This window comes from Pseudomonas sp. JAI111 (assembly GCF_024809425.1).
In the GTDB taxonomy this organism is placed as follows: domain Bacteria; phylum Pseudomonadota; class Gammaproteobacteria; order Pseudomonadales; family Pseudomonadaceae; genus Aquipseudomonas.
This window is the reverse complement of record NZ_JANUCB010000001.1, coordinates 643556-665937: the sequence shown is the minus strand read 5'-3', so window position 1 is coordinate 665937 and position 22382 is coordinate 643556. Positions and strand designations below refer to the sequence as shown.

General features: G+C 59.6%; 15 protein-coding genes and 1 other RNA gene. 9 read left to right on the top strand and 7 right to left on the bottom strand.

Going from position 1 to position 22382, the window contains the following annotated elements:
• Nucleotides 1-94: 94 nt before the first annotated feature.
• Nucleotides 95-439: a YggL family protein gene (locus tag HNR03_RS03175; RefSeq protein WP_007896965.1), complete on the top strand. Its 345-nt coding sequence runs from the start codon at nucleotides 95-97 to the stop codon at nucleotides 437-439.
• A gap of 144 nt (nucleotides 440-583) precedes the next feature.
• Here HNR03_RS03175 and HNR03_RS03170 read toward each other — a convergent pair whose 3' ends face one another.
• On the bottom strand, nucleotides 584-1774 hold the full coding sequence (locus tag HNR03_RS03170; RefSeq protein WP_259150707.1) for a benzoate/H(+) symporter BenE family transporter: 1191 nt from the start codon (nucleotides 1772-1774) through the stop codon (nucleotides 584-586).
• 347 nt (nucleotides 1775-2121) lie between these two features.
• On the opposite strand from HNR03_RS03170, the gene HNR03_RS03165 reads away from it, so the two are divergent.
• The gene (locus tag HNR03_RS03165; RefSeq protein ID WP_150631658.1) at nucleotides 2122-2886 is read left to right on the top strand and encodes a GntR family transcriptional regulator; all 765 of its coding nucleotides are present in this window, start codon (nucleotides 2122-2124) and stop codon (nucleotides 2884-2886) included.
• Nucleotides 2887-3184: 298 nt separating this feature from the next.
• Here HNR03_RS03165 and guaD read toward each other — a convergent pair whose 3' ends face one another.
• The 4 genes from guaD to xdhA form a co-directional block, all read right to left on the bottom strand.
• Nucleotides 3185-4489, bottom strand: coding sequence for a guanine deaminase (gene guaD, locus HNR03_RS03160; RefSeq protein ID WP_259150698.1), 1305 nt, complete (start codon nucleotides 4487-4489; stop codon nucleotides 3185-3187).
• Nucleotides 4490-4497: 8 nt separating this feature from the next.
• Nucleotides 4498-5343 (bottom strand): xanthine dehydrogenase accessory protein XdhC, encoded by an 846-nt coding sequence (xdhC, locus tag HNR03_RS03155; protein ID WP_259150697.1) that lies wholly within the window; start codon nucleotides 5341-5343, stop codon nucleotides 4498-4500.
• A gap of 136 nt (nucleotides 5344-5479) precedes the next feature.
• A complete protein-coding gene (gene xdhB, locus HNR03_RS03150) occupies nucleotides 5480-7879 on the bottom strand; it encodes a xanthine dehydrogenase molybdopterin binding subunit (RefSeq protein ID WP_259150694.1) in 2400 nt (799 codons plus the stop codon).
• A complete protein-coding gene (gene xdhA / locus HNR03_RS03145; protein WP_259150693.1) occupies nucleotides 7872-9326 on the bottom strand; it encodes a xanthine dehydrogenase small subunit in 1455 nt (484 codons plus the stop codon). Before xdhA ends, xdhB begins: the two co-directional genes overlap by 8 nt.
• Before the next feature lie 266 nt (nucleotides 9327-9592).
• Here xdhA and HNR03_RS03140 point away from each other — a divergent pair, with 266 nt between their 5' ends.
• The 6 genes from HNR03_RS03140 to ffs all read left to right on the top strand — a co-directional run bounded on the left by HNR03_RS03140 (nucleotide 9593) and on the right by ffs (nucleotide 19016).
• Nucleotides 9593-10252 carry a GntR family transcriptional regulator gene (locus tag HNR03_RS03140; RefSeq protein ID WP_259150691.1) on the top strand — a complete coding sequence of 220 codons (660 nt, stop codon included), beginning with the start codon at nucleotides 9593-9595 and terminating at the stop codon, nucleotides 10250-10252.
• A 2-nt stretch (nucleotides 10253-10254) separates the two neighbouring features.
• Nucleotides 10255-13743: a chromosome segregation protein SMC gene (gene smc / locus HNR03_RS03135; protein WP_259150689.1), complete on the top strand. Its 3489-nt coding sequence runs from the start codon at nucleotides 10255-10257 to the stop codon at nucleotides 13741-13743.
• Between the two features lie 315 nt (nucleotides 13744-14058).
• On the top strand, nucleotides 14059-14913 hold the full coding sequence (zipA, locus tag HNR03_RS03130) for a cell division protein ZipA (protein ID WP_222585424.1): 855 nt from the start codon (nucleotides 14059-14061) through the stop codon (nucleotides 14911-14913).
• Nucleotides 14914-15071: 158 nt separating this feature from the next.
• Complete coding sequence (gene ligA, locus HNR03_RS03125; RefSeq protein WP_259150684.1) at nucleotides 15072-17429, top strand: NAD-dependent DNA ligase LigA; 2358 nt, start codon at nucleotides 15072-15074, stop codon at nucleotides 17427-17429.
• 173 nt (nucleotides 17430-17602) lie between these two features.
• The gene (locus HNR03_RS03120; RefSeq protein ID WP_259150682.1) at nucleotides 17603-18769 is read left to right on the top strand and encodes a putative zinc-binding metallopeptidase; all 1167 of its coding nucleotides are present in this window, start codon (nucleotides 17603-17605) and stop codon (nucleotides 18767-18769) included.
• 150 nt (nucleotides 18770-18919) lie between these two features.
• Nucleotides 18920-19016: signal recognition particle sRNA small type (gene ffs, locus HNR03_RS03115), an RNA gene on the top strand.
• A 187-nt stretch (nucleotides 19017-19203) separates the two neighbouring features.
• On the opposite strand, the gene HNR03_RS03110 is transcribed toward ffs, so the two are convergent.
• Nucleotides 19204-19518 carry a helix-turn-helix domain-containing protein gene (locus tag HNR03_RS03110; protein ID WP_222585427.1) on the bottom strand — a complete coding sequence of 105 codons (315 nt, stop codon included), beginning with the start codon at nucleotides 19516-19518 and terminating at the stop codon, nucleotides 19204-19206.
• Between the two features lie 301 nt (nucleotides 19519-19819).
• On the opposite strand from HNR03_RS03110, the gene HNR03_RS03105 reads away from it, so the two are divergent.
• Nucleotides 19820-21520, top strand: coding sequence for a bifunctional diguanylate cyclase/phosphodiesterase (locus HNR03_RS03105; protein WP_259150678.1), 1701 nt, complete (start codon nucleotides 19820-19822; stop codon nucleotides 21518-21520).
• A gap of 81 nt (nucleotides 21521-21601) precedes the next feature.
• On the opposite strand, the gene HNR03_RS03100 is transcribed toward HNR03_RS03105, so the two are convergent.
• Nucleotides 21602-22351, bottom strand: a complete 750-nt coding sequence (locus HNR03_RS03100; protein WP_222585429.1) for an ABC transporter substrate-binding protein — start codon at nucleotides 22349-22351, stop codon at nucleotides 21602-21604.
• Between the last annotated feature and the right edge of the window lie 31 nt (nucleotides 22352-22382).

Genomic DNA, 22382 nt, shown 5'->3' with positions numbered 1-22382 from the left:
TTACCGGCGGTAGGCGTCACGCCACCGAGAGTCGGGCAATCAGCGGCTGAAACTGCTAAAGTGCCGCCCGTTATTACTTATGAGGATTGTTCCAATGGCGACTAACCGTTCCCAGCGTCTGCGCAAAAAACTGTGCGTCGATGAATTTCAAGAGCTGGGTTTCGAACTGAACCTGGATTTCAAAGAAGATTTGGCTGATGAAGCCATTGATGCTTTCCTCGACGCGTTCCTGAAAGAAGCCATGGAAGCCAACGGTCTGGGCTATGTTGGCGGCGACGACTTCGGTCTGGTTTGCCTGCAGAAGCGTGGCTCGGTATCCGAAGAGCAGCGTGCCGCTGTTGAAGCCTGGCTCAAAGGCCGCAGCGAACTGACCGAAGCAACCGTCAGCCCGCTGATCGACGTCTGGTACCCGGAAAAGCCGATCAATCCGGTAGCTTGATGTCATAAAAAACGGCGACCCAAGGGTCGCCGTTTTTTTATGCCCAAAAGATCGCAGCCTCGTTTCACTCGACAGCTCCTACATTGGAATGCATTCATCCTGTAGGAGCTGTCGAGTGAAACGAGGCTGCGATCTTTTGCTTTTTCAGGCCTTACGCCAGTTCAGGATCAACAGCGTCAACACCCCCGCCACAATCCCCCAGAACGCCGACCCGATGGAAAACAATGTCAGCCCCGACGCCGTGACCATAAAGGTGATGAGCGCCGCTTCACGCTCCTTCACTACGGTCATGGCGATGCTCAAGCCATTGATGATCGAACCAAACAGCGCCAGCGCGGCAATCGACAGCACCAACTCTTTAGGCAACGCGGCAAACAACGCCGCCAGCGTCGCGCCAAACACGCCGGCGATCCCGTAGAAAATCCCGCACCACACCGCTGCCGTATAGCGCTTGTTACGATCTTCATGGGCATGCGGCCCGGTGCAGATCGCCGCGCTGATGGCCGCCAAGTTGATCCCGTGGGAGCCGAACGGCGCCAGCAGCAACGAAGCGATCCCGGTGGTGGTGATCAGCGGGGAGGCCGGCACGGTGTAGCCGTCGGCGCGCAGCACGGCAATGCCGGGCATGTTCTGCGACGTCATTGCCACCACGAACAGCGGGATGCCGATGCTGATGGTCGCGGCCAGAGAGAAATGCGGCGTGGTCCAGACCGGCGTTGCTACTTCCAGATGAAAGCCGCTGAAATCCAGCAGCCCCATGAACCCCGACAGCGCCGTGCCGATCAGCAGTGCCGCGAGCACCGCATAGCGTGGCGACAGGCGCTTGATCACCAGGTAAGTGAAGAACATTCCCAATACCAGCCCGGTGCGATGCTGGGCAGCGACGAAGATTTCGCTGCCGATCTTGAACAGGATCCCCGCCAGCAATGCCGCAGCCAATGAAGCCGGAATTCTTTTCACCAGGCGTTCGAAGCTGCCGGTCAAACCACAAATCGTCACCAGCACCGCGCAGGTAATGTAGGCACCGATGGCTTCACCGTAACTGACGCCGCCCAGGCTCGTGATCAGCAACGCTGCGCCGGGCGTCGACCAGGCGATGGTGATCGGCGTGCGGTAACGCAAGGACAGGCCGATGGAGCAGACCGCCATGCCGATCGAGATCGCCCAGATCCACGACGAAATCTGCCCGCTGGTCAAACCCGCCGCTTGCCCGGCCTGGAACATCAGGACCAGGGAGCTGGTGTAACCGGTCATCATCGCGATGAAGCCGGCGACGATGGCCGACGGTGAGGTGTCGGCCAGGGGGCGGAGCTGCGTGTGCGTGGCGTCGTTCATGACAGCGGTGTTTCCTTGTTCTGATAAAGATGTCCGTTGCAACGCCAACCTACTGTGGGAGCGAGCTTGCTCGCGATAGCGATTTCACATTCAACATAAATGTCGACTGACCCGCCGCCATCGCGAGCAAGCTCGCTCCCACAGGGATCGCGGATTCTGTGTTCAAGCCTAAACTCAAAAGTAACCAGTCGTTGCAATACAGCGGAAGTGACAAACAGCCGTACAGTCGTGTTGCCACCATCCATTGTGTACAATCGCAGTGTTTTTTACGCGATACTTGCCAGCGACCCACTGTGCCGTATTACAGTCACGGTCAATTCGCCGCAGTTCTCCCGACTCGAGTGCCCATGAACGAACAGTTGCAACCCCTAAAGAAACAACCGCGAGCAGGCAAAGCCGGCCGCAGCGGTACCCAGGACGATATTGTCTACGCGCATATCTTCGAGGCCATCCTCGAACAGCGTCTGGCGCCCGGCACCAAGTTGAGCGAAGAAGCGCTGGGGGAAATTTTCGGGGTCAGTCGCACCATCATTCGCCGCGCGCTGTCGCGCCTGGCCCATGAAGGCGTCGTGCTGCTGCGTCCAAACCGTGGCGCGGTCGTTGCCAGCCCGAGTGTCGAAGAGGCCCGTCAGGTGTTCCTCGCGCGGCGTCTGGTGGAGCGGGCGATCACTGAGCTGGCCGTACAACACGCCACCGCCGAACAGATTGCCGAGTTGCGCCAGATGGTCAACGACGAACGCGACAGCTTCTCCCGTGGCGATCGTGGTGCCGGTATCCGTTTGTCGGGCGAGTTCCACCTGAAACTGGCCGAAGCGGCGAAAAACGCGCCACTGATCAGTTTCCAACGCAGCCTGGTGTCCCAGACATCGTTGATCATTGCCCAGTATGAAAGCGGCAATCGCTCGCACTGTTCCTACGACGAGCACACCCAGCTGATCGACGCGATCGAAGCGCGCAACGGTGAGTTGGCAGTGAATCTGATGATGCATCACATGGATCACATCGACAGCAAACTCAACCTCGACGAAGAAAGTGCGTCGGATGACTTGCATGCGGTGTTCTCGCATTTGTTGCAGACCAAGAAGCCAGGGCGTTCGTCGGCGAAGATCTGATGGTCCGTGGTGCGCCTATCGCCAGCAGGCTGGCTCCCACAGGGTTTTGAGGTCGCACGCAAATCTCGTGAACCCCACACATCACTGTGGGAGCCAGCCTGCTGGCGATGGCGGCAGGACAGGCAATAAAAATCCCCCAGGCTGAAAAGCACTGGGGGATTTTTTATGCCCTGAAAAGCTCTGATCGTTCCCACGCTCTGCGTGGGAATGCAGCCCGTGACGCTCCGCGTCACTGGACGCGGAGCGTCCCCTGAGGCATTCCCACGCGGAGCATGGGAACGATCAGTGTGGAGAGAGCTTAGCGCTGATGCACCTGATTCCCCGCCGCGTACGTCTGCAGCACCGTCCGGTCATCGCCCAGCGTCATCAACACAAACAACGTTTCGGCGATGTTATTGGCCTGCTTCAAGCGATAGCTCAGCAGCGGCGTGGCGTTGTAGTCCAGGACCAGGAAGTCGGCGTCGGTGCCCGGTAGCAGGGTGCCGATCTTGTCTTCCAGGCGCAACGCGCGCGCGCCGCCCAGCGTCGCCAGGTACAGCGATTTGAACGGGCTCAGCCGCGCACCTTGCAGCTGCATGACTTTGTAGGCTTCGTTCAAGGTTTGCAGGATCGAGAAGCTGGTGCCACCACCCACGTCCGTGCCCACACCGACATTCAGTTTGTGCTTCTCGGCCATCGGCAGGTTGAACAGGCCGCTGCCGAGGAAGAAGTTCGAGGTCGGGCAGAAGGCGATGGCCGAGCCGGTTTGCGCCAGTCGTGCGCATTCGTCGTCGCACAGGTGCACGCCGTGGGCAAACACCGAGCGCTCGCCAAGCAGTTTGTAGTGATCGTAGACGTCGAGGTAACCCTTGCGCTCCGGGAACAGCTCCTTGACCCATTCAACTTCCTTGAGGTTTTCGCTGATGTGGGTCTGCATGTACAGGTCTGGGTATTCGCTGAGCAACTGACCGGCGAGGGTCAGTTGTTCCGGGGTGCTGGTCGGCGCGAAGCGTGGGGTGACCGCGTAATGCAGGCGGCCCTTGCCGTGCCAGCGCTCGATCAGCGCCTTGCTTTCGACGTAGCTGGATTCAGCGGTGTCGGTCAGGTAGTCCGGCGCGTTGCGGTCCATCATCACCTTGCCGGCGATCATCCGCAGGTCCAGCTGTTCGGCGGCTTCGAAGAACGAATTCACCGATTGCGGGTGCACGCTGCCAAACACCAGCGCGGTAGTGGTGCCGTTGCGCAGCAGTTCCTTGATGAAAATGTCCGCGACTTCATCGGCGTGGGCCTTGTCGGCGAACTGGCTTTCGCACGGGAAGGTGTAAGTGTTGAGCCAGTCGAGCAACTGCTCGCCATAGGCGCCGACCATGCCGGTTTGCGGCAGGTGAATGTGGGTGTCGATGAAGCCGGGGGTGATCAACGCATCCTGATATTGGGTGATCTCGATATCGGCCGGCAGGTTTGGCAGCAATTCGCTGGCGTGACCGAGGGCGCTGATCTGGCCGTTTTCGACCACCAGCAAGCCATCTTCGAAATACTCATAGGAGGTTTCGATGCCCACTTCGGCGGGGTCGGCGATGCTGTGCAGGAGGGCGGCGCGGTAGGCTTTACGAGTGAAAGGCATGGGGTTTCTCAACGTGTGGCTTGGCTGCGGCGTGAAGCAGGCAGCAGTTTGGCAATTGATGATCCGGCGCTGGCAGTGTGCTGGCCGAAATCCGCGTTATAGGTGGCGATGATCTCGCCGGCGATGGAGATGGCGATTTCCACAGGCAACTTGCCTTTGACTTCGCCGATCCCCATCGGGCAGCGCATGCGTTGCAGCACGCTGCTGTCAAAACCGCGCTCGCGCAGGCGATGCTCGAACTTCACCCGTTTGGTCTTCGAACCGATCAGGCCGAAGTAGGCGAAGTCATTGCGCTTGAGGATCGCGGCGGTGAGTTCGAGGTCGAGCTGGTGATTGTGGGTCATGACGATGCAGTAGCTGCCGGCGGGCAGGTCGTCGACTTCGTCCACCGGTTCTTCGCTGACAATCTTGCGTACGCCGTGGGGGATGTGTTCAGGGAATTCGTCTTCCCGGGAGTCGATCCAGCGCACGCGGCAGGGCAGGCCGGCGAGCAGTGGCACCAAGGCGCGGCCGACATGGCCGGCGCCGAACACGGCGATCTGCGCCTGGACCTGGCCCATCGGTTCGAACAACAACACGGTCACGCCGCCGCAGCACTGGCCAAGGCTGGCGCCGAGGCTGAAGCGCTCCAGAAGGGTGTCCTGCTTGCCGCTCGCGAGCATCTCGCGGGCGATTTGCATGGCTTTGTATTCCAGGTGCCCGCCACCGATGGTGTCGAAGGTCTGGGTGGCGCTGATGACTATCTTCGAACCGGCATTGCGCGGCGTCGAGCCGAGCTCTTCGATGATGGTCACCAACACACAGGGTTCACCCCGGGATTGCAGGTCGGCGAGGGCGTCGATCCAGTTGTACATATTCACCTCGACATCGTTGTTGTCTGTCAGTCCGCCATCGCGAGCAAGCTCGCTCCCACATTGGATTTGTATTGATTCATAAATCGCCACATAACCCTGTGGGAGCGAGCTTGCTCGCGATGGCCGCGCCTCGGTCTTACAGCGAAGCCAACTCGGCTTCAGCCTCCGCAGGCTTCAAAGCCTTCAACTGCCGCATCTGCTCACAACCCCACAACACCCGCTCCGGCGTCGCCGGCGCGTCGATCTTCGGTTGATGCTTGTAATCACCCAAGCTCGCCACGGCGTCCTTGATCGCGCACCACGAGGCAATGCCGAGCATGAACGGTGGCTCACCCACAGCCTTGGAATGGAACACCGTGTCTTCCGGGTTCTTGCGGTTTTCCACCAGCTTCACCCGCAGGTCCAGCGGCATGTCGGCCACGGCCGGGATCTTGTAGCTGGCCGGGCCGTTGGTCATCAATTTGCCCTTGGCATTCCAGACCAGCTCTTCCATGGTCAGCCAGCCCATGCCCTGGATGAAACCGCCCTCGACCTGACCGATGTCGATGGCCGGGTTCAGCGAGGCGCCGACGTCGTGGAGGATGTCGGTACGCAGCATCTTGTATTCGCCGGTCAGGGTGTCGACGATCACCTCGCAACAGGCCGCGCCAAAGGCGTAGTAGTAGAACGGCCGACCCCTTGCCTGGCTGCGGTCGTAGAAGATTTTCGGAGTCTTGTAGAACCCGGTGCTGGACAACGACACCTGAGCGAAATACGCCTGCTGGATCAGCGCTTCGAAGGTCAGGATGTGATCGCGAATCCGCACGTGACCGTTGTGAAATTCCACGTCTTCTTCGCTGACCTTGTATTGCCGTGCAGCAAATTCGATAAGGCGTTTCTTGATGATCTCGGCGGCGTTCTGTGCTGCTTTGCCGTTCAGGTCGGCGCCGCTGGAAGCCGCGGTCGGCGAGGTGTTCGGCACCTTGTCGGTGTTGGTTGCGGTGATCTGCACGCGGTCCATTTCCACCTGGAACACCTCGGCCACAACTTGCGCGACTTTGGTGTTCAGGCCTTGGCCCATTTCGGTGCCGCCGTGGTTCAGGTGGATGCTGCCGTCGGTGTAGACGTGGATCAGCGCGCCGGCCTGGTTGAGGAAGCTGGCGGTGAAGGAAATACCGAATTTGACCGGGGTCAGCGCCAGGCCTTTTTTCAGGATCGGGCTGTTGGCGTTGTAGCGACGGATCGCTTCGCGGCGCTCAAAGTACTGGCTGCTCTCTTCCAGTTCGGCGGTCATTTCCTCGAGCATGTTGTGCTCGACGGTCTGGTAATAATGGGTGACGTTGCGTTCGGTCTTGCCGTAGTAGTTGGCCTTGCGCACGGCCAGCGGATCGAGGACGAGATGCCGGGCGATGGCGTCCATCACTTCTTCAATCGCGACCATGCCTTGCGGGCCGCCGAAACCACGATACGCCGTGTTCGACGCGGTGTTGGTCTTGCAGCGGTGACCGTTGATGGTCGCATCGCCCAGGTAATACGAGTTGTCGGCGTGGAACATCGCACGGTCGACAATCGACGCCGACAGGTCCGGCGAGCAACCGCAGTTGCCGGCCAGTTCCAGGGCGATGCCGTGCAGGCGGCCGGTGCTGTCAAAGCCGACGTCGTACTCGACGTAGAACGGGTGACGCTTGCCGGTCATCAGCATGTCCTCGACCCGCGGCAGACGCATTTTGGTCGGTTGCCCGGTCAGGTGCGCGATCACCGCGCACAGGCATGCGGGGCTCGCCGCCTGGGTTTCCTTGCCGCCAAAACCACCGCCCATGCGGCGCATGTCGACGACGATTTTGTTCATCGAAACGTCGAGCACCTCGGCGACAAGCTTCTGCACTTCAGTCGGGTTCTGGGTCGAGCAGTAAACGATCATGCCGCCGTCTTCGGTCGGCATCACCGAAGAGATCTGGGTTTCGAGGTAGAAGTGTTCCTGGCCGCCGATGTGCAGCGTGCCCTGGATGCGATGTTCGGCAGTTGCCAACGCGCCGGCCGAGTCGCCGCGCTGATGGGTGTGGCTGTCGAGCACGAAATGGCGTTTGCGCAGGGCTTCGACCACGTCCAGCACCGGCTCGAGATCTTCGTATTCGATGATCGCTGCCATCGCGGCTTTGCGTGCGGTTTCCAGGTCTTTCGCCGCGACGGCCACCACGGGCTGCCCGACGAATTGCACCGTATCGATGGCCAGCAATGGGTCACCCGGCAGCAACGGGCCGATGTCTTTCAGGCCCGGCACGTCTTCGTGGGTGATGGCAATGCGCACGCCTTCAGAGGCGTAGCAGGGCTTGGTGTCGATGCTGATGATTTTCGCGTGGGCGCGGTCCGACAGGCGTGCGTAAACATGCAGCTGGTTCGGAAACTCCAGGCGGTCGTCGATGTACTGCGCTTCACCGGACACGTGCTTGGCGGCGCTGTCGTGCTTGACGCTGCGGCCGACGCCGGTGGTCAGGTCCTTGGCGAACAGTTCAGCCAGTTCGGCTTGGGTCTTCTCTACAGCGTGATGATTAGACATAAGCGGTCACCCGAGTCTCGATGTGCGGTGTTTGCAGTTCGATGAAGTATTTACGCAGCAGGTTCTGTGCGCTGAGCAGGCGATATTCCTTGCTGGCGCGGAAGTCCGAGAGCGGCGTGAAATCTTCGGCCAGTGCGGCACAGGCGCGTTCGACGGTGGCGTTGTTGAACGGTGAACCGAGCAACACGGCTTCGCAGTGGCTGGCGCGTTTCGGAATCGCCGCCATGCCACCGAAGGCGACACGGGCGTCAGCGACCATGCCGTTGTCGATGCGCAGGTTGAACGCGGCGCAGACGGCGGAAATGTCATCGTCCAGACGCTTGGACACCTTGTAGGCGCGGAATAATTGTTCAGCGCTGGCACGGGGCACGATGATCTTTTCGATGAACTCGCTTTCCTGGCGCGCGGTGACGCGGTAATCGATGAAGTAATCTTCCAGCGCCATCGTTCGGCGGGTTTCGCCTTTGCACAAAACGATCTGCGCGCCGAGGGCAATCAGCAGCGGTGGCGAATCACCGATGGGCGAGGCGTTGCCGATGTTGCCGCCGAGGGTGCCCTGGTTGCGGATCTGCAAGGACGCGAAGCGTTGCAGCAGTTCGCCGAAGTCCGGATATTCGGCTTTCAAGGCGTCGTAGCAATCGGAGAGGGCGGTCGCGGCGCCGATTTCCAGGCGATCGTCGAAGCGCTCAATGCGCTTCATTTCGACGACATTGCCCACATAAATCATCACCGGCAGTGTGCGGTGGAACTGGGTGACTTCCAGCGCCAGGTCCGTCCCGCCAGCCAGCAGGCGCGCCTGTGGATAAGCGTCGTAGAGGTCGGCCAGATCAGCCACGGTCAGCGGCACCAGGCAACGCTTGTCGCCACTGTTGAGTTCGCCGATGTCGGTGGGGGCGATGGCCTTCAGGCGCGCGATGGTCTCGGCTTCACGGGCGTCGAACTGGTCTGGCTGCTTGGCGCAGCAGGATTGCTCGGCGGCTTGCAGGATCGGCCGGTAGCCGGTGCAGCGGCAGAGGTTGCCGGCCAGTGCTTCGTGAGCCTTGTGCGAGTCGGGTTGATCGCTGTTCTTTTGCAGCGCGAACAGCGACATCACGAAGCCCGGGGTGCAGAAGCCGCATTGCGAGCCGTGACACTCGACCATGGCTTTCTGCACGCTGTGCAGCTCGCCCTGGTGCTTGAGGTCTTCGACGCTGATCAATTGTTTGCCGTGCAATGACGAGACGAACGTCAGGCACGAGTTGAGGCTGCGATAGCGAATATGTTCGCGGCCATCGTCATCCGTTTGCAGCTCGCCGACCACCACGGTGCAGGCGCCACAGTCACCGCTGGCGCAGCCTTCTTTGGTGCCGGGCTTGCCCACATGGTCGCGCAGATAATTGAGCACGGTCAGGTTTGGGTCCAGGGCGTGCTCGCTACGGAGTTCCTGGTTAAGTAAAAACTGGATCACGGAAGGCCTCGCAGACTCATTATTGTTGTTAACCGACTTGACCCGAATTTATCAGGTCTGACTTTGCGGTCAATGATTTTCTGACTTAAAGGTCAGGAAATAGCATTTTGTCGATCAACGACTCGTTCCTTCATTATTGACCCTCGCGGGATAGCTTGCCTTTTGCGTGATTCGTGCCAAAAACCGCTGAGTGGGCACTCCGCCATGACCCTTCATGTGCGCTACACTGCGCCGCTTGTACAGATCGAAGAATTTGAAGGACACCCATGACGTTCAAGGCGCCGGACAGCCTCGCCGAGCAAATCGCCCATCACCTCGCCGAACGCATCATTCGTGGCGAAATGAAGCCGGGAGAGCGCATCCAGGAACAGAAGGTCACGCTGGCCCTCAATGTCAGCCGCGGATCGGTCCGTGAGGCATTGCTGATCCTCGAACGCCGCCACCTGATCGCGATCCTGCCGCGACGGGGCGCGCATGTCACCGAGCTCACGGCCCACAAGGTCCAGAGCCTGTGCGCGCTGATGAGCGAACTTTACATTCTGCTTGGCAACGCCGTAGCCAGCGGCTGGAAAGTCCAGGCCGACATGGCGCCGTTCGTGCAGATCCAGCAGCGCCTGGCCGCCAGCTATGAGCGACAGGACATCCGCACCTTCGTTGACGACAGCTTCAACGTGATGCGTGCTGCGTACCCGTTTGCCAACAACCCTTATTTGCAGGAAACCGTCGAGAATCTGCAGCCGGCCATGAGCCGCGCGTATTTTCTCGCCCTGGACCAGCGCAAAGCGTCGATGAGCGAATTTCTTGAGCTGTTCGAACGCCTGCTGGCGGCGGTGCTGGCCCGGGACTTTGCGCAGATTCGCGAAGTGCTGACGGCTTACGGCCAGCGCAGCTGCGATCTGGTGGTTTCCGCCCTGACGGACGCTTAAGCGTGCGGCTAAAGTGCATCAAGCTGGCGGGGTTCAAATCCTTCGTCGACCCGACCACGGTGAACTTCCCCAGCAACATGGCGGCCGTCGTCGGGCCCAATGGCTGCGGAAAGTCGAACATCATCGACGCCGTACGTTGGGTGATGGGCGAAAGCTCGGCCAAGAACTTGCGTGGCGAGTCGATGACCGACGTCATCTTCAATGGTTCGACCAGCCGCAAGCCGGTGAGCCAGGCCAGCATCGAGTTGGTGTTCGATAACTCCGACGGCACGTTGCTCGGTGAATACGCCGCCTATGCGGAAATTTCCATTCGCCGCAAAGTGACCCGCGACAGCCAGACTACTTACTACCTCAACGGCACCAAGTGCCGGCGCCGCGATATCACCGACATCTTCCTCGGCACCGGCCTGGGCCCGCGCAGCTATTCGATTATCGAACAGGGGATGATCTCCAAGCTGATCGAGTCGAAGCCCGAAGACCTGCGCAACTTTATTGAAGAAGCGGCGGGCATTTCCAAATACAAGGAGCGCCGGCGCGAGACTGAAAACCGTATCCGCCGCACCCACGAAAACCTGGCCCGCCTGACCGATCTGCGCGAAGAACTCGAACGCCAGCTCGAACGCTTGCACCGCCAGGCCGAGGCCGCCAGGAAGTATCAGGAATACAAAGGCGAGGAGCGTCAGCTCAAGGCCCAACTGTCGGCCCTGCGCTGGCAGGCATTGAACGAACAGGTTGGTCAGCGCGAAGCGATCATCGGTAATCAGGAAGTCACCTTCGAAGCGTTGGTCGCCGAGCAGCGCAACGCCGACGCGGCCATCGAGCGCTTGCGTGACGGGCACCATGACCTGTCCGAACGCTTCAATCTGGTGCAGGGGCGTTTCTATTCGGTCGGTGGCGATATCGCGCGGGTCGAACAGAGCATCCAGCACGGTCAGCAGCGTTTGCGGCAGTTGCAGGACGATCTCAAAGAAGCCGAGCGCGCGCGTCTGGAGACCGAGTCTCACTTGGGCCACGACCGCACTTTGCTGCTGACCCTCGGCGAAGAGCTGGACATGCTCACCCCCGAGCAGGAAGTCACCAGCGCCGCCGCCGAAGAAGCCGCCGCTGCGCTGGAAGAATCTGAAACCACCATGCACGCGTGGCAGGAGCAGTGGGACACGTTCAACCTCACCGCCGCCGAACCGCGTCGCCAGTCTGAAGTGCAGCAATCACGTATCCAGCAGCTGGAAACCAGCATGGAACGTTTGGCCGACCGGCAGAAGCGCCTTGGCGAAGAACGTGCGTTGCTCTCGGCGGACCCGGAAGACGCGGCGATCATGGAGCTCAGCGAGCAGTTGGCCGCGTCCGAGGCCACGCTTGAAGATTTGCAGGCCAGCGAAGAAGCCCAGGTCGAACGCCTTGAGCAACTGCGGCAGGAATTGCAGCTTGCCCTGCAAAACCAGCAACAGGCCCAAGGCGATTTGCAGCGCCTCAACGGTCGTCTCGCATCGCTTGAAGCCTTGCAGCAAGCGGCACTCGATCCAGGCACCGGCACCGCTGAATGGCTGCGCGATCAGCATCTGGCCGACCGTCCGCGCCTGGCCGAGGGCCTGAAAGTCGAAGCAGGTTGGGAGCTGGCGGTGGAAACCGTGCTGGGCGCCGATCTGCAAGCGGTGCTGGTGGACGATTTCGGCGACTTCGATCTGGCCGGTTTTGCCCAAGGCGATTTGCGCTTGCTCAGTCCGGCCAGTGATGGCGTGCGGGTGCCGGGCAGCCTGCTCGATAAAGTTGAAGCCTCTGTTGATCTGGCGCCCTGGCTGGGCCAGGTCAAACCGGTCGACACCCTTGAGCAGGCCTTGGCCTTGCGCGGTCAATTGGCCACCGGTGAGAGCCTGATCAGCCGCGATGGCTACTGGGTCGGCCGGCACTTTTTACGTGTGCGCCGAGCCAGTGAAGCGGAAAGCGGCGTGCTCGCCCGTGGCCAGGAAATCCAGCGTCTGACCCAGGAGCGCGAAGAGCGCGAAGCCACGGTCGAAACTCTCGAAACGAAATTGCAAAACCTGCGGGCGCAACAGCGTCAGCAGGAGAACGGTCGCGAGCACTTGCGTCGTTTGCTGCAAGACGAAGCGCGTCAGCAAGGCGAGTTGAAGGCGCAGCTATCCGCCGGCAAAGCCAAGGCCGAGCAACTGACCTTGCGCCGTACACGCTTGGATGAAGAGCTCACCGAACTGGCCGAGCAGCGCGCGCTGGAACACGAAAACATCGGCGAAGCGCGTCTGCAGTTGCAGGAAGCCCTCGACGCCATGGCGCTGGACACCGAGCAGCGCGAGTTGCTGCTGGCCCAGCGCGACAGCCTGCGCGAGCGACTTGATCGCGTGCGTCAGGAAGCCCGGCAGCACAAGGATCACGCCCATCAACTGGCCGTGCGTCTGGGCTCGCTCAAGGCGCAACATGACTCCACGCGCCAGGCGTTGGAGCGACTGGAAATGCAGTCCGAGCGCCTGAGCGAAAAACGTGAACAACTGAGTCTCAATCTGGAGGAGGGCGAGGCGCCACTGGAAGAGTTGCGCTTGAAACTCGAAGAGTTGCTCGACAAGCGCATGACCGTTGACGAAGAACTCAAGACCGCGCAAATCGCGCTGGAAGACGCCGACCGCGAACTGCGCGACGCCGAGAAACGCCGTCACCAGGCCGAACAGCAGTCGCAGTTGATTCGGGGTCAGATGGAAACCCAGCGCATGGAATGGCAAGCCCTGACCGTGCGCCGCAAGACCCTCGAAGATCAATTGCTGGAAGACGGCTACGACCTTCACGGCGTGCTTGCCACGCTGACGACCGAGGCCAACGAGAAGGACGCCGAGGAAGAACTTGAACGCATTGCCGCACGCATTCAGCGCCTCGGTGCAATCAACCTGGCGGCCATCGACGAATACACGCAACAATCCGAGCGCAAACGTTATCTGGACGCGCAGAACGACGATCTGGTGGAAGCACTGGACACCCTCGAGAACGTGATTCGCAAGATCGACAAGGAAACCCGCAACCGCTTCAAAGATACCTTTGATCAGATCAATGGCGGTTTACAGGCTCTTTTCCCGAAAGTTTTCGGTGGAGGACGCGCGTATTTGGAACTGACGGGCGAAGATCTACTCGATACAGGGGTAACGATCATGGCGCAGCCGCCAGGAAAGAAGAACAGCACCATCCATTTGCTCTCCGGTGGCGAAAAAGCCCTGACGGCATTGGCCCTGGTGTTTGCCATCTTCAAGTTGAATCCGGCGCCGTTCTGCATGCTTGATGAAGTTGACGCACCACTGGACGACGCTAACGTGGGACGCTACGCACGGTTGGTTAAAGAGATGTCGGAAACGGTGCAATTCATCTACATCACCCACAACAAGATCGCCATGGAAATGGCCGATCAACTGATGGGGGTGACGATGCACGAACCGGGTTGCTCGCGTCTGGTGGCGGTGGATGTCGAAGAGGCAATGGCGATGGTGGATGCCTAGCGGCGCAGTTAGAAGCCATAAGCCTCAAGCTTCAAGAGGAGTGACTTGAGGCTTGAAGCTTGCGACTTTTAGCTTGAGCTGCGCATGCCATGCGTCTGTGCGGGTTGTTGAATGAAGATGGCAAATCGACACAATTTGCGCAGCGATTTTGACAGACGGTGTAAAGTTACCTTTGGTCGTGCTAGTTTAATGTCAATTTTTCGTATACGTGGGCAAAACGCCTGTCAGAACATAGAGTTGGCGCCACGTTTTAAAGCGGTTTACGAGTTGTAAACCCCTTATTTTTCAGCATTTTTTATAGAGGCACGGGATTAAATGGAAATCGGTCTGCGCGAGTGGCTGATCGTCATCGGCATTATTGTCATTGCCGGTATTCTTTTCGATGGCTGGCGTCGCATGCGCGGCGGCAAGGGAAAACTGAAATTCCGTCTTGACCGAAGTTTGTCCAACCTGCCGGACGAGGACACCAGCGCCGAGCTGTTGGGCCCGCCTCGTGTGCTGGATACTCATAAAGAACCGCAGCTGGATGAGCATGATCTGCCGTCGGTAAGCATGCCGGCCCGGGAACCCCGCGAATCGGGTTCCAAGCGCGGCAAGCGTGGCCATGGCGAGCCGTCGCAGGGCGACATGAACCTCAGCCTGGACCTCGATGGCGGCCCGAGCTTCAGCAGCCGTGACGATGACTTCCCGGATGACAGCAAATCCTCGCCTTCGGTCAGCGACAAGGAACAACCGCAAGCCGAAGAAGTGCTGGTGATCAGTGTTATCTGCCGTGATGCGGCAGGCTTCAAGGGCCCGGCGTTGTTGCAGAACATTCTGGAAAGCGGTCTGCGTTTCGGCGAGATGGATATCTTCCACCGTCACGAAAGCATGGCCGGCAATGGCGAAGTCCTGTTCTCCATGGCCAATGCGGTCAAGCCGGGCGTGTTCGACCTGGACGACATCGACCATTTCAGCACGCCAGCCGTGAGCTTTTTCCTCGGTCTGCCAGGTCCGCGTCATCCGAAACAGGCTTTCGACGTGATGGTTGCCGCGGCACGCAAGCTGTCCCAGGAGCTGAACGGTGAACTCAAGGACGATCAGCGTAGCGTGCTGACCGCCCAGACCATCGAGCACTACCGTCAGCGCATCGTTGAATTCGAACGCCGCGCCCTGACCCAGAAACGATAAAGGCAAAAGATCGCAGCCTCGTTTCACTCGACAGCTCCTACAGGATGAACGCATTCCAATGTAGGAGCTGTCGAGTGAAACGAGGCTGCGATCTCTTGATCTGGATGAAATGAGATTGAGCAGCCACGGCTGCTCTTTTGCTTTATGAGAGAACACCCATGACCGCCGCCAAAACCCGCATTCTAGAGCTGCGTGCCGAGCTTGATCAGCACAACTATCGCTATCACGTGCTGGATGAACCGAGCATTCCGGACGCCGAATACGATCGGTTGTTTCACGAACTCAAGGCCCTTGAAGCGGCGCATCCCGAACTGATCACCAGCGACTCGCCGACCCAGCGTGTGGGCAGCGCGGCGTTGTCGGCGTTCACCCAAGTGCGTCACGAAGTGCCGATGCTCAGCCTCGGCAACGCCTTTGAAGAAACCGACATGCGCGAATTCGATCGCCGCGTGACGGAAGGCCTGGATCTGCCGGCCGGCGACTTGTTTGGCGGCGGCGCGGCGGTGGAATACAGCTGCGAGCCGAAGCTCGATGGCCTGGCGGTCAGCCTGTTGTATCAGGACGGTGTGCTGGTGCGCGGCGCCACGCGCGGCGATGGCACCACCGGCGAAGACATCAGCGTCAATGTGCGCACCGTGCGCAATATTCCACTCAAGCTGCAAGGCACCGGCTGGCCCGCGACTCTCGAAGTGCGCGGTGAAGTGTTCATGTCCAAGGCCGGTTTCGAACGCCTGAACGCCACGCAACTTGAAGTGGGCGGCAAGACCTTCGCCAACCCGCGCAACGCGGCGGCAGGCAGCTTGCGGCAACTGGATTCGAAGATCACCGCCAATCGTCCTCTGGAGTTCTGCTGCTACGGCATCGGCCAGGTGTCGGAAGATATCGCCGATACGCACATCGGTAATCTCAAACAGCTTCAGGCATGGGGTCTGCCGATCAGTCGCGAGTTGAAACTGGCCCACGGCATCGATGAATGCCTGGATTACTACCGCGACATCGGTGAGCGCCGTAACGGGCTGGCCTACGAAATCGACGGGGTGGTGTTCAAGGTCAACAGCATCGCCTCCCAGCGTGAGCTGGGTTTCCGCGCTCGCGAACCGCGCTGGGCCATCGCGCACAAATTCCCGGCGATGGAAGAGCTTACCGAGTTGCTCGATGTGGAGTTCCAGGTTGGCCGCACCGGTGCCGTGACGCCGGTGGCGCGCTTGAAACCGGTCAAGGTCGCCGGCGTTACCGTGGCCAATGCAACGTTGCACAACATGGATGAAGTGGCACGCCTGGGCCTGATGATCGGCGACACCGTGATCATCCGTCGCGCAGGCGACGTGATTCCGCAAGTGGTGCAAGTGGTCATGGAGCGTCGCCCGGAAACTGCGCGGCCGGTACAGATTCCGCAACAATGTCCGGTCTGCGGCTCGCACGTCGAGCGCACGCAACTGGTCAAGCGCAGCAAGGGGCGCGAGACCGTCAGCGAAGGCGCGGTCTATCGTTGTGTCGGTCGACTGGCCTGTGGTGCGCAACTCAAGCAGGCGATCATTCACTTCGTGTCGCGCCGTGCCATGGACATCGAAGGCCTGGGCGAGAAGAGCGTCGAGCAACTGGTCGATGAAGGCCTGGTGAGTTCGCCGGCCGATCTGTACGCCCTGACGTTTGAGCAAGTTGTCGACCTGGAAGGTTTTGCCGAGCTGTCGAGCAAGAACCTGCTCAGCGCTATCGAAGACAGCAAGCGCCCGAGCCTTGCACGGTTTATCTACGCCCTCGGGATTCCCGATGTCGGCGAGGAGACGGCCAAGGTGCTGGCGCGCTCTCTCGGCTCGCTGGAGCGGGTTCAGCAGGCATTGCCGCAAGTGCTCACGTATTTGCCGGATGTCGGCCTGGAAGTGGCACACGAGATTCACAGTTTCTTTGAAGATGCGCATAACCAGCAGGTGATCAAGGATCTGCTCAAGCATGGCCTGCAGATTCAGGATCAGGGTGAGCTGGGTGCCGATTTTGCCGCGAGTACTACGCTGGGCGGCTTCCTCGACAAGTTGAACATTCCTTCGGTCGGACCGGGCGGGGCGCAGAAGTTGGCGGACAAGTTTGGTTCGCTGGAAGCGGTCATGAGCGCCGACTGGCTGGACATGCGCCAGGCGTTGCCCGAGAAGCAGGCCAATTCGGTTCGCGAGTTTTTTGCAGTCGCTGAAAATCGTCAGCTCGCTGAAGCCGCTGAAAAACAGCTGCGCGATTTCGGCATGCATTGGCAGAGCGAGAAAAAAGTCGTCGAAGGATTGCCGCTGGCCGGGCAGACCTGGGTGCTGACCGGTTCGCTGGAGTTGATGAGCCGCGATGTCGCCAAGGACAAGCTCGAGAGCCTGGGTGCCAAAGTGGCCGGTTCGGTATCGGCCAAGACTCATTGCGTGGTGGCTGGGCCGGGGGCTGGCTCCAAGCTGGCCAAGGCCAATGAGCTGGGGTTGAAGGTTCTGGATGAAGAGGCGTTTGTCGAGTTTTTGCGCCAGCACGATATTTCGGTGTGATGCCATTCGCGAGCAAGCCCGCTCCCACATTTAACTGAGTTCTCCCTGTAAGAATGCGATCAAATGTGGGAGCGGGCTTGCCCGCGAAGGCGATAGTTGTATTGCGCAAAAAACCGGGAACGATCGACGGCCATTCATGATCTAGTCTTGGCAAGCCCCAGGGAGAGATCGTCATGTACCGCTTCTTCGAACAGCTCAGTACACGCATTGCCGCGCCTTTCATCGGCGAAAGTTCGCGTAACAGCAAAATCTGGCACTGCCGCTGCGGCCAGTCGCTGTTCTTTCGCAACAGTCAGTGCCTGGCCTGTTCGGCGGCGTTGGGTTATCAGCCGGAGCAGAGTCGTTTGTCTTCGCTGCAACCAGGTGTGCAAGCCGATACATGGTTGCTCGATGCCGATCCCGAGGCGGGAGTGTTCCGTCGCTGCGCCAACCTCGATTCGCCGGCGGCGTGCAACTGGCTGCTGCCGGCCAACGATCACGATGCGTTGTGCATCGCCTGTAGTTTGAATCGAACCATCCCTGATCTGTCGATTGCCGAAAACCATGAACGCTGGCGCAAGGTGGAAACCGCCAAGCGTCGTCTGGTCGCGCAGTTGATCAGTCTTGGTTTGCAGGTCATCCCCAAAACCCTTGACGAAGACACCGGCCTGGCGTTCGATTTCATTGGTGTCGACCTTGAAGGCAACGCGCCAACCACCGGTCACGCCAACGGCCTGATCACCCTCGATATCAAGGAAGCCGACGACGCTCATCGTGAGCAGGTCCGGGTGCAAATGCACGAGCCCTATCGCACGCTGCTGGGGCATTTTCGGCATGAGGTCGGGCATTATTATTGGGACCGGCTGATCGCCAACAGTCACTGGCTGGAACCGTTCCGCGGTTTGTTCGGCGACGAGCGGGCGAGCTACGCCGAGGCCCTCGAACGGCATTACCAGCAAGGTGCGCCGCTCGACTGGCAGCAACAAGCCGTCAGCGCATACGCCACCATGCATCCGTGGGAAGACTGGGCCGAAACCTGGGCGCACTATCTGCACATGATGGATGCGGTGGATACGGCGCTGGGGTTTGGCATGAGCGCGAGGGAAATGGATTTCGATTACCAGCCGTTTCCGTCCAGCGTCCTCTACGATCCACAACATCCCGGCGGTGCGGCGTTCCTGTCGTTCGTCAATGCGTGGATCGAACTGGCTGGCATGCTCAACGAGCTGTCGCGCAGCATGGGGCAGCCGGATTTCTATCCATTTGTCCTGCCGCCAGCGGTGATTGCCAAACTGCACTTCATTCACCTGGTGATCCAGGAAGAGGGCGGCAGGGTGGATGAGGTGCTGCAGGATCTCTAGCTGCACGCGGCTTCAATCTTCGATGTTGCGCAGGTATTGCATGTCCTTGAAGCAGCACAGATTTTTTAATCCGCACGAACGGTTGTAAGTTCTTCTCAGACAGGTACAATGGCGCGGCTCGCCGTCAGGTGAGCGTCGTTATGGTGACCCCATCGGTCCCCCCGCAACGATTACCCGTGAACCTGGTCAGATCCGGAAGGAAGCAGCCACAGCGGGAACATTGTGTGCCGGGGTGTGGCTGGTGGGGTTGCCTCCATAACGCACCGCGAGCCTTCTCTCGCGTTATCTTTTAAAAAAATACTTTTTGCTGTCACGGACCTTGTCCGGTGCGGTTTTTCGTCGTTTCCGATTTTCCACATGAGCACCCAAAGGAGGCCAGCCTGTCCGTATCAGACACGGCAGTCTCCTTTTTCATGAGCGGCAGTTTTTCGCCGCTAAGGCTTGGACAAGGCCTGGTCAACCGCTGCGATCAGCTTTCCCAGATCCTTGGGGGTTGCTTTGTGTATGACACTGAACAAATACGCCCGCTGTTCATCTTCATCGCCTGAATCTGCAAAAAAGACTTTGAGCTTTACGTCCAGTGCATCAGCAAGCCGGAACAAGGCTTCAACGCTGGGCGTGTAGGTTCCGGTTTCAAAGCGGCTGATGGTTTTGGGGTCAAAACCGGTTTTTTCGCCGAGTTCAGCCTGAGTAAGCCCCGCGCCCTTGCGGTAACGTCGGATGGCCGGACCCAAACTTGAAATGTGCATCGCTCAATTCCCATTTAGAATCAAGAACTTAACGATAGATTTTTGCATTAGGCAACTGCATGATCCATCACCTTGCTTTGCAAAATGTGATGCATTTCGTAGAATTGCCGCCATTAAGCGGTATTTGGTGACCTGTTTCCAGAAAATCGGCAATGCGAAACGGCCGGCACTGCGCTTCTTTGTCAGCGTTTCTTGAGGTCTTTGAGCCTGGCTGATCAAGGTTCTGCAGGCCATCAAATGCTGATCATGGAGTTGTAACGTGTCTGCGCAGTCCCACCGCTAGTGACAGCGAGCCTGATTCATGGATGAGAAATACCGCAGGGCCGTGGATGCCGCCGCCATATTTTCCGAGACGGACCTGAGCGGCCGGATCACCTACGTCAACGATCAGTTTTGCGCCGTGTCCGGCTATAGCCGTGCGGAATTGATCGGTCAGAATCACCGTCTTCTCAACTCCGGCCTGCACGGCACCGACTTCTTCGCGACGATGTGGCGCACCATCGCGCTGGGCAACGTCTGGAAGGGCGAGATCTGCAATCGGGCAAAGGACGGCAGCCTGTATTGGGTCGACAGTACCATGGTGCCGGTACTCGACGATGCCACCGGGCGCGTTGACCGATACCTGTCGATTCGTTTCGATGTCAGCGAAAAACGCCAGTTGCTGCACACCCTGCAATGGCGGGTCGGGCACGACGTGCTGACCGGGCTGCCCAATCGTGCGTTTCTTTCAGACTTGCTGGATCAGGCGCTGGAGTTTTCCCGTCAGGAAAACATCCCGTTGGCCGTGTGCATGCTCGACCTCGACGGGTTCAAGGCGGTCAATGACGGCTACGGTCACGCCAGTGGCGATCAGTTGCTGGTTGAAGTGGCCAAGCGTCTGCGCCAGATCGTGCGTGCCGAAGATGTGGTGGCGCGGTTGGCCGGTGACGAGTTCGTGCTGGTGTTGCGTTATGTGCGTGATCTGACGGAATTGCGCGCGGCACTGAACCGGGTGCTGGGAGCGATCTCGGCGCCATACACGCTGCATGGCAAGGATATCAATGTGTTCGCCAGCATCGGTGTCACGCTGTTCCCCCTCGATAACGAGGATGCCGAAACCTTGTTGCGTCACGCCGATCAGGCCATGTACGTGGCCAAGCAGCGCGGTCGCAACCGTTTTCATCTGTTCGATGTGTCCAGGGATCAGGAAGTCAAAGTCACCCACCAGACGGTCGAGCGGGTGCGCCAGGCGCTGGCCGCCGATGAGCTGTGCCTGCATTTTCAACCCAAGGTCAATATGCGCCTGGGCGTAGTGGTGGGTTTCGAGGCGCTGTTGCGCTGGCAGCACCCTGAGAACGGCATAGTGCCGGCCCGGGATTTTTTGCCTGTGGTGGAAGAGACGGACCTGATCATCGACATCGGCGAATGGGTGATGGATCAGGTGCTGTCGCAGCTCCGCCGCTGGCAGCAGGCGGGGCAGTGCTGGCCGATCAGCATCAATATCGCGGCGCGGCATTTTCAGCGCGCGGACTTTGTCGACCGGCTCAGTTATGTACTTGCCCGGCATGCGGATGTCGCTCCGCAAATGCTGGATCTGGAAATCGTCGAGTCGGTCGCGATCGAAAACATCCAGCATGTCAGCGAATGTTTGCAGGCCTGCCAAGCGCTCGGCGTGCAGTTTTCCCTGGGCGATTTTGGCACTGGATATTCATCGCTGAGCTACCTCAAGCGCTTGCGCACCCAGACCATCAAGATCGATAAATCGTTTGTGCGCGACATTCTTGAGGATCGCGACGACCTGGCCCTGACCACGGCGGTGATCGGTCTGGCACGGGCGTTTGGCCGGCAGGTGATTGCTGAAGGGCTGGAAAGTATCGAGCACGGTGAACTGCTGCTGCGGCTGGGGTGTGAAGTTGCCCAAGGCTATTTCATCGCCCGGCCAATGCCGCCCGCCGATGTTCCGGATTGGGTTGCGAAGTTCGTCGCGCCCGCGCGATGGCAGGCGCTGGATCAGGTTGGCTGAAGTTTGCTGGCCAACACTGATCTCTTGTGGGAGCGAGCAGGCTCGCTGCCACAATGGCGCCGCGTTGATCGGAAGATTCGTCTAGAGCGTACCGGGCTCGCCGCCTATATAAAGCCGGATGATGTCATCGATCTCCCCCGACATTTTCATCCGCAGCAATGTGCGCAGGATCCGTTGCACCGGCACCTTGGGGTCGTTGCGCACATAGCAGCCGACACGCTGCTCCTGCAGCACCGCCACGCTTTTGAGTTGCCGTTCGGGCAACAACCGCTGATTGAACCAGTCCAGCGTCCATTGATTGCTCACGGCGTAGCGATAGCGTCCGGCGTGGAGTTTTTCCAGTACTTGTTCCTGACTGCGCGCGTCCTCGCGCTGCAATCGGTCGGCGTCGAACAGCGGTTGCAGAGTCGGGTAGCTGTAGCCGAGCACCGTGCCGATGGATTGCCGCGGCAAGTCCGCCGCGATTACGGCGCTCGGTGGGGTCTGCCGGGTGATCAGCACGTCGGGCTGAGTCCAGAGCGGAATGCTCCAGATATAATCGCCGGACTGATTGGGCTGCCAGGACTGCGCGGCATAGCAGCGGACATCGACTTCGCCGTGTTCCATGGCGTTTTGCACACGTGTCCGGGGCAGGACATGAAATTCGGCCGGGACGCCGACCTGGGTCGCAAGACTGAGCATCACGTCATACAGAATGCCCTGGGTCGGGCGACCGTGGTCCAGTTGCACCATCGGCATCGCCCAGCTGTCGGGTATTACAAAACGCAACGGCGGCTCGGCGGCGGCGACGTTCAGACTTATCCACAGCAGTGCCCCCAAGGCAAAACGCATAAACGCTCCGGTATGACGAAAACCTGAGTGG

Bases quoted from the DNA above. Each gene is read 5' to 3' on its own strand.
- HNR03_RS03175 (WP_007896965.1), top strand. From the start codon at position 95: ATGGCGACTAACCGTTCCCAGCGTCTGCGCAAAAAACTGTGCGTCGAT.
- HNR03_RS03170 (WP_259150707.1), bottom strand. From the start codon at position 1,774: ATGAACGACGCCACGCACACGCAGCTCCGCCCCCTGGCCGACACCTCA.
- HNR03_RS03165 (WP_150631658.1), top strand. From the start codon at position 2,122: ATGAACGAACAGTTGCAACCCCTAAAGAAACAACCGCGAGCAGGCAAA.
- guaD (WP_259150698.1), bottom strand. From the start codon at position 4,489: ATGCCTTTCACTCGTAAAGCCTACCGCGCCGCCCTCCTGCACAGCATC.
- xdhC (WP_259150697.1), bottom strand. From the start codon at position 5,343: ATGTACAACTGGATCGACGCCCTCGCCGACCTGCAATCCCGGGGTGAA.
- xdhB (WP_259150694.1), bottom strand. From the start codon at position 7,879: ATGTCTAATCATCACGCTGTAGAGAAGACCCAAGCCGAACTGGCTGAA.
- HNR03_RS03140 (WP_259150691.1), top strand. From the start codon at position 9,593: ATGACGTTCAAGGCGCCGGACAGCCTCGCCGAGCAAATCGCCCATCAC.
- zipA (WP_222585424.1), top strand. From the start codon at position 14,059: ATGGAAATCGGTCTGCGCGAGTGGCTGATCGTCATCGGCATTATTGTC.
- ligA (WP_259150684.1), top strand. From the start codon at position 15,072: ATGACCGCCGCCAAAACCCGCATTCTAGAGCTGCGTGCCGAGCTTGAT.
- HNR03_RS03120 (WP_259150682.1), top strand. From the start codon at position 17,603: ATGTACCGCTTCTTCGAACAGCTCAGTACACGCATTGCCGCGCCTTTC.
- HNR03_RS03110 (WP_222585427.1), bottom strand. From the start codon at position 19,518: ATGCACATTTCAAGTTTGGGTCCGGCCATCCGACGTTACCGCAAGGGC.
- HNR03_RS03105 (WP_259150678.1), top strand. From the start codon at position 19,820: ATGGATGAGAAATACCGCAGGGCCGTGGATGCCGCCGCCATATTTTCC.
- HNR03_RS03100 (WP_222585429.1), bottom strand. From the start codon at position 22,351: ATGCGTTTTGCCTTGGGGGCACTGCTGTGGATAAGTCTGAACGTCGCC.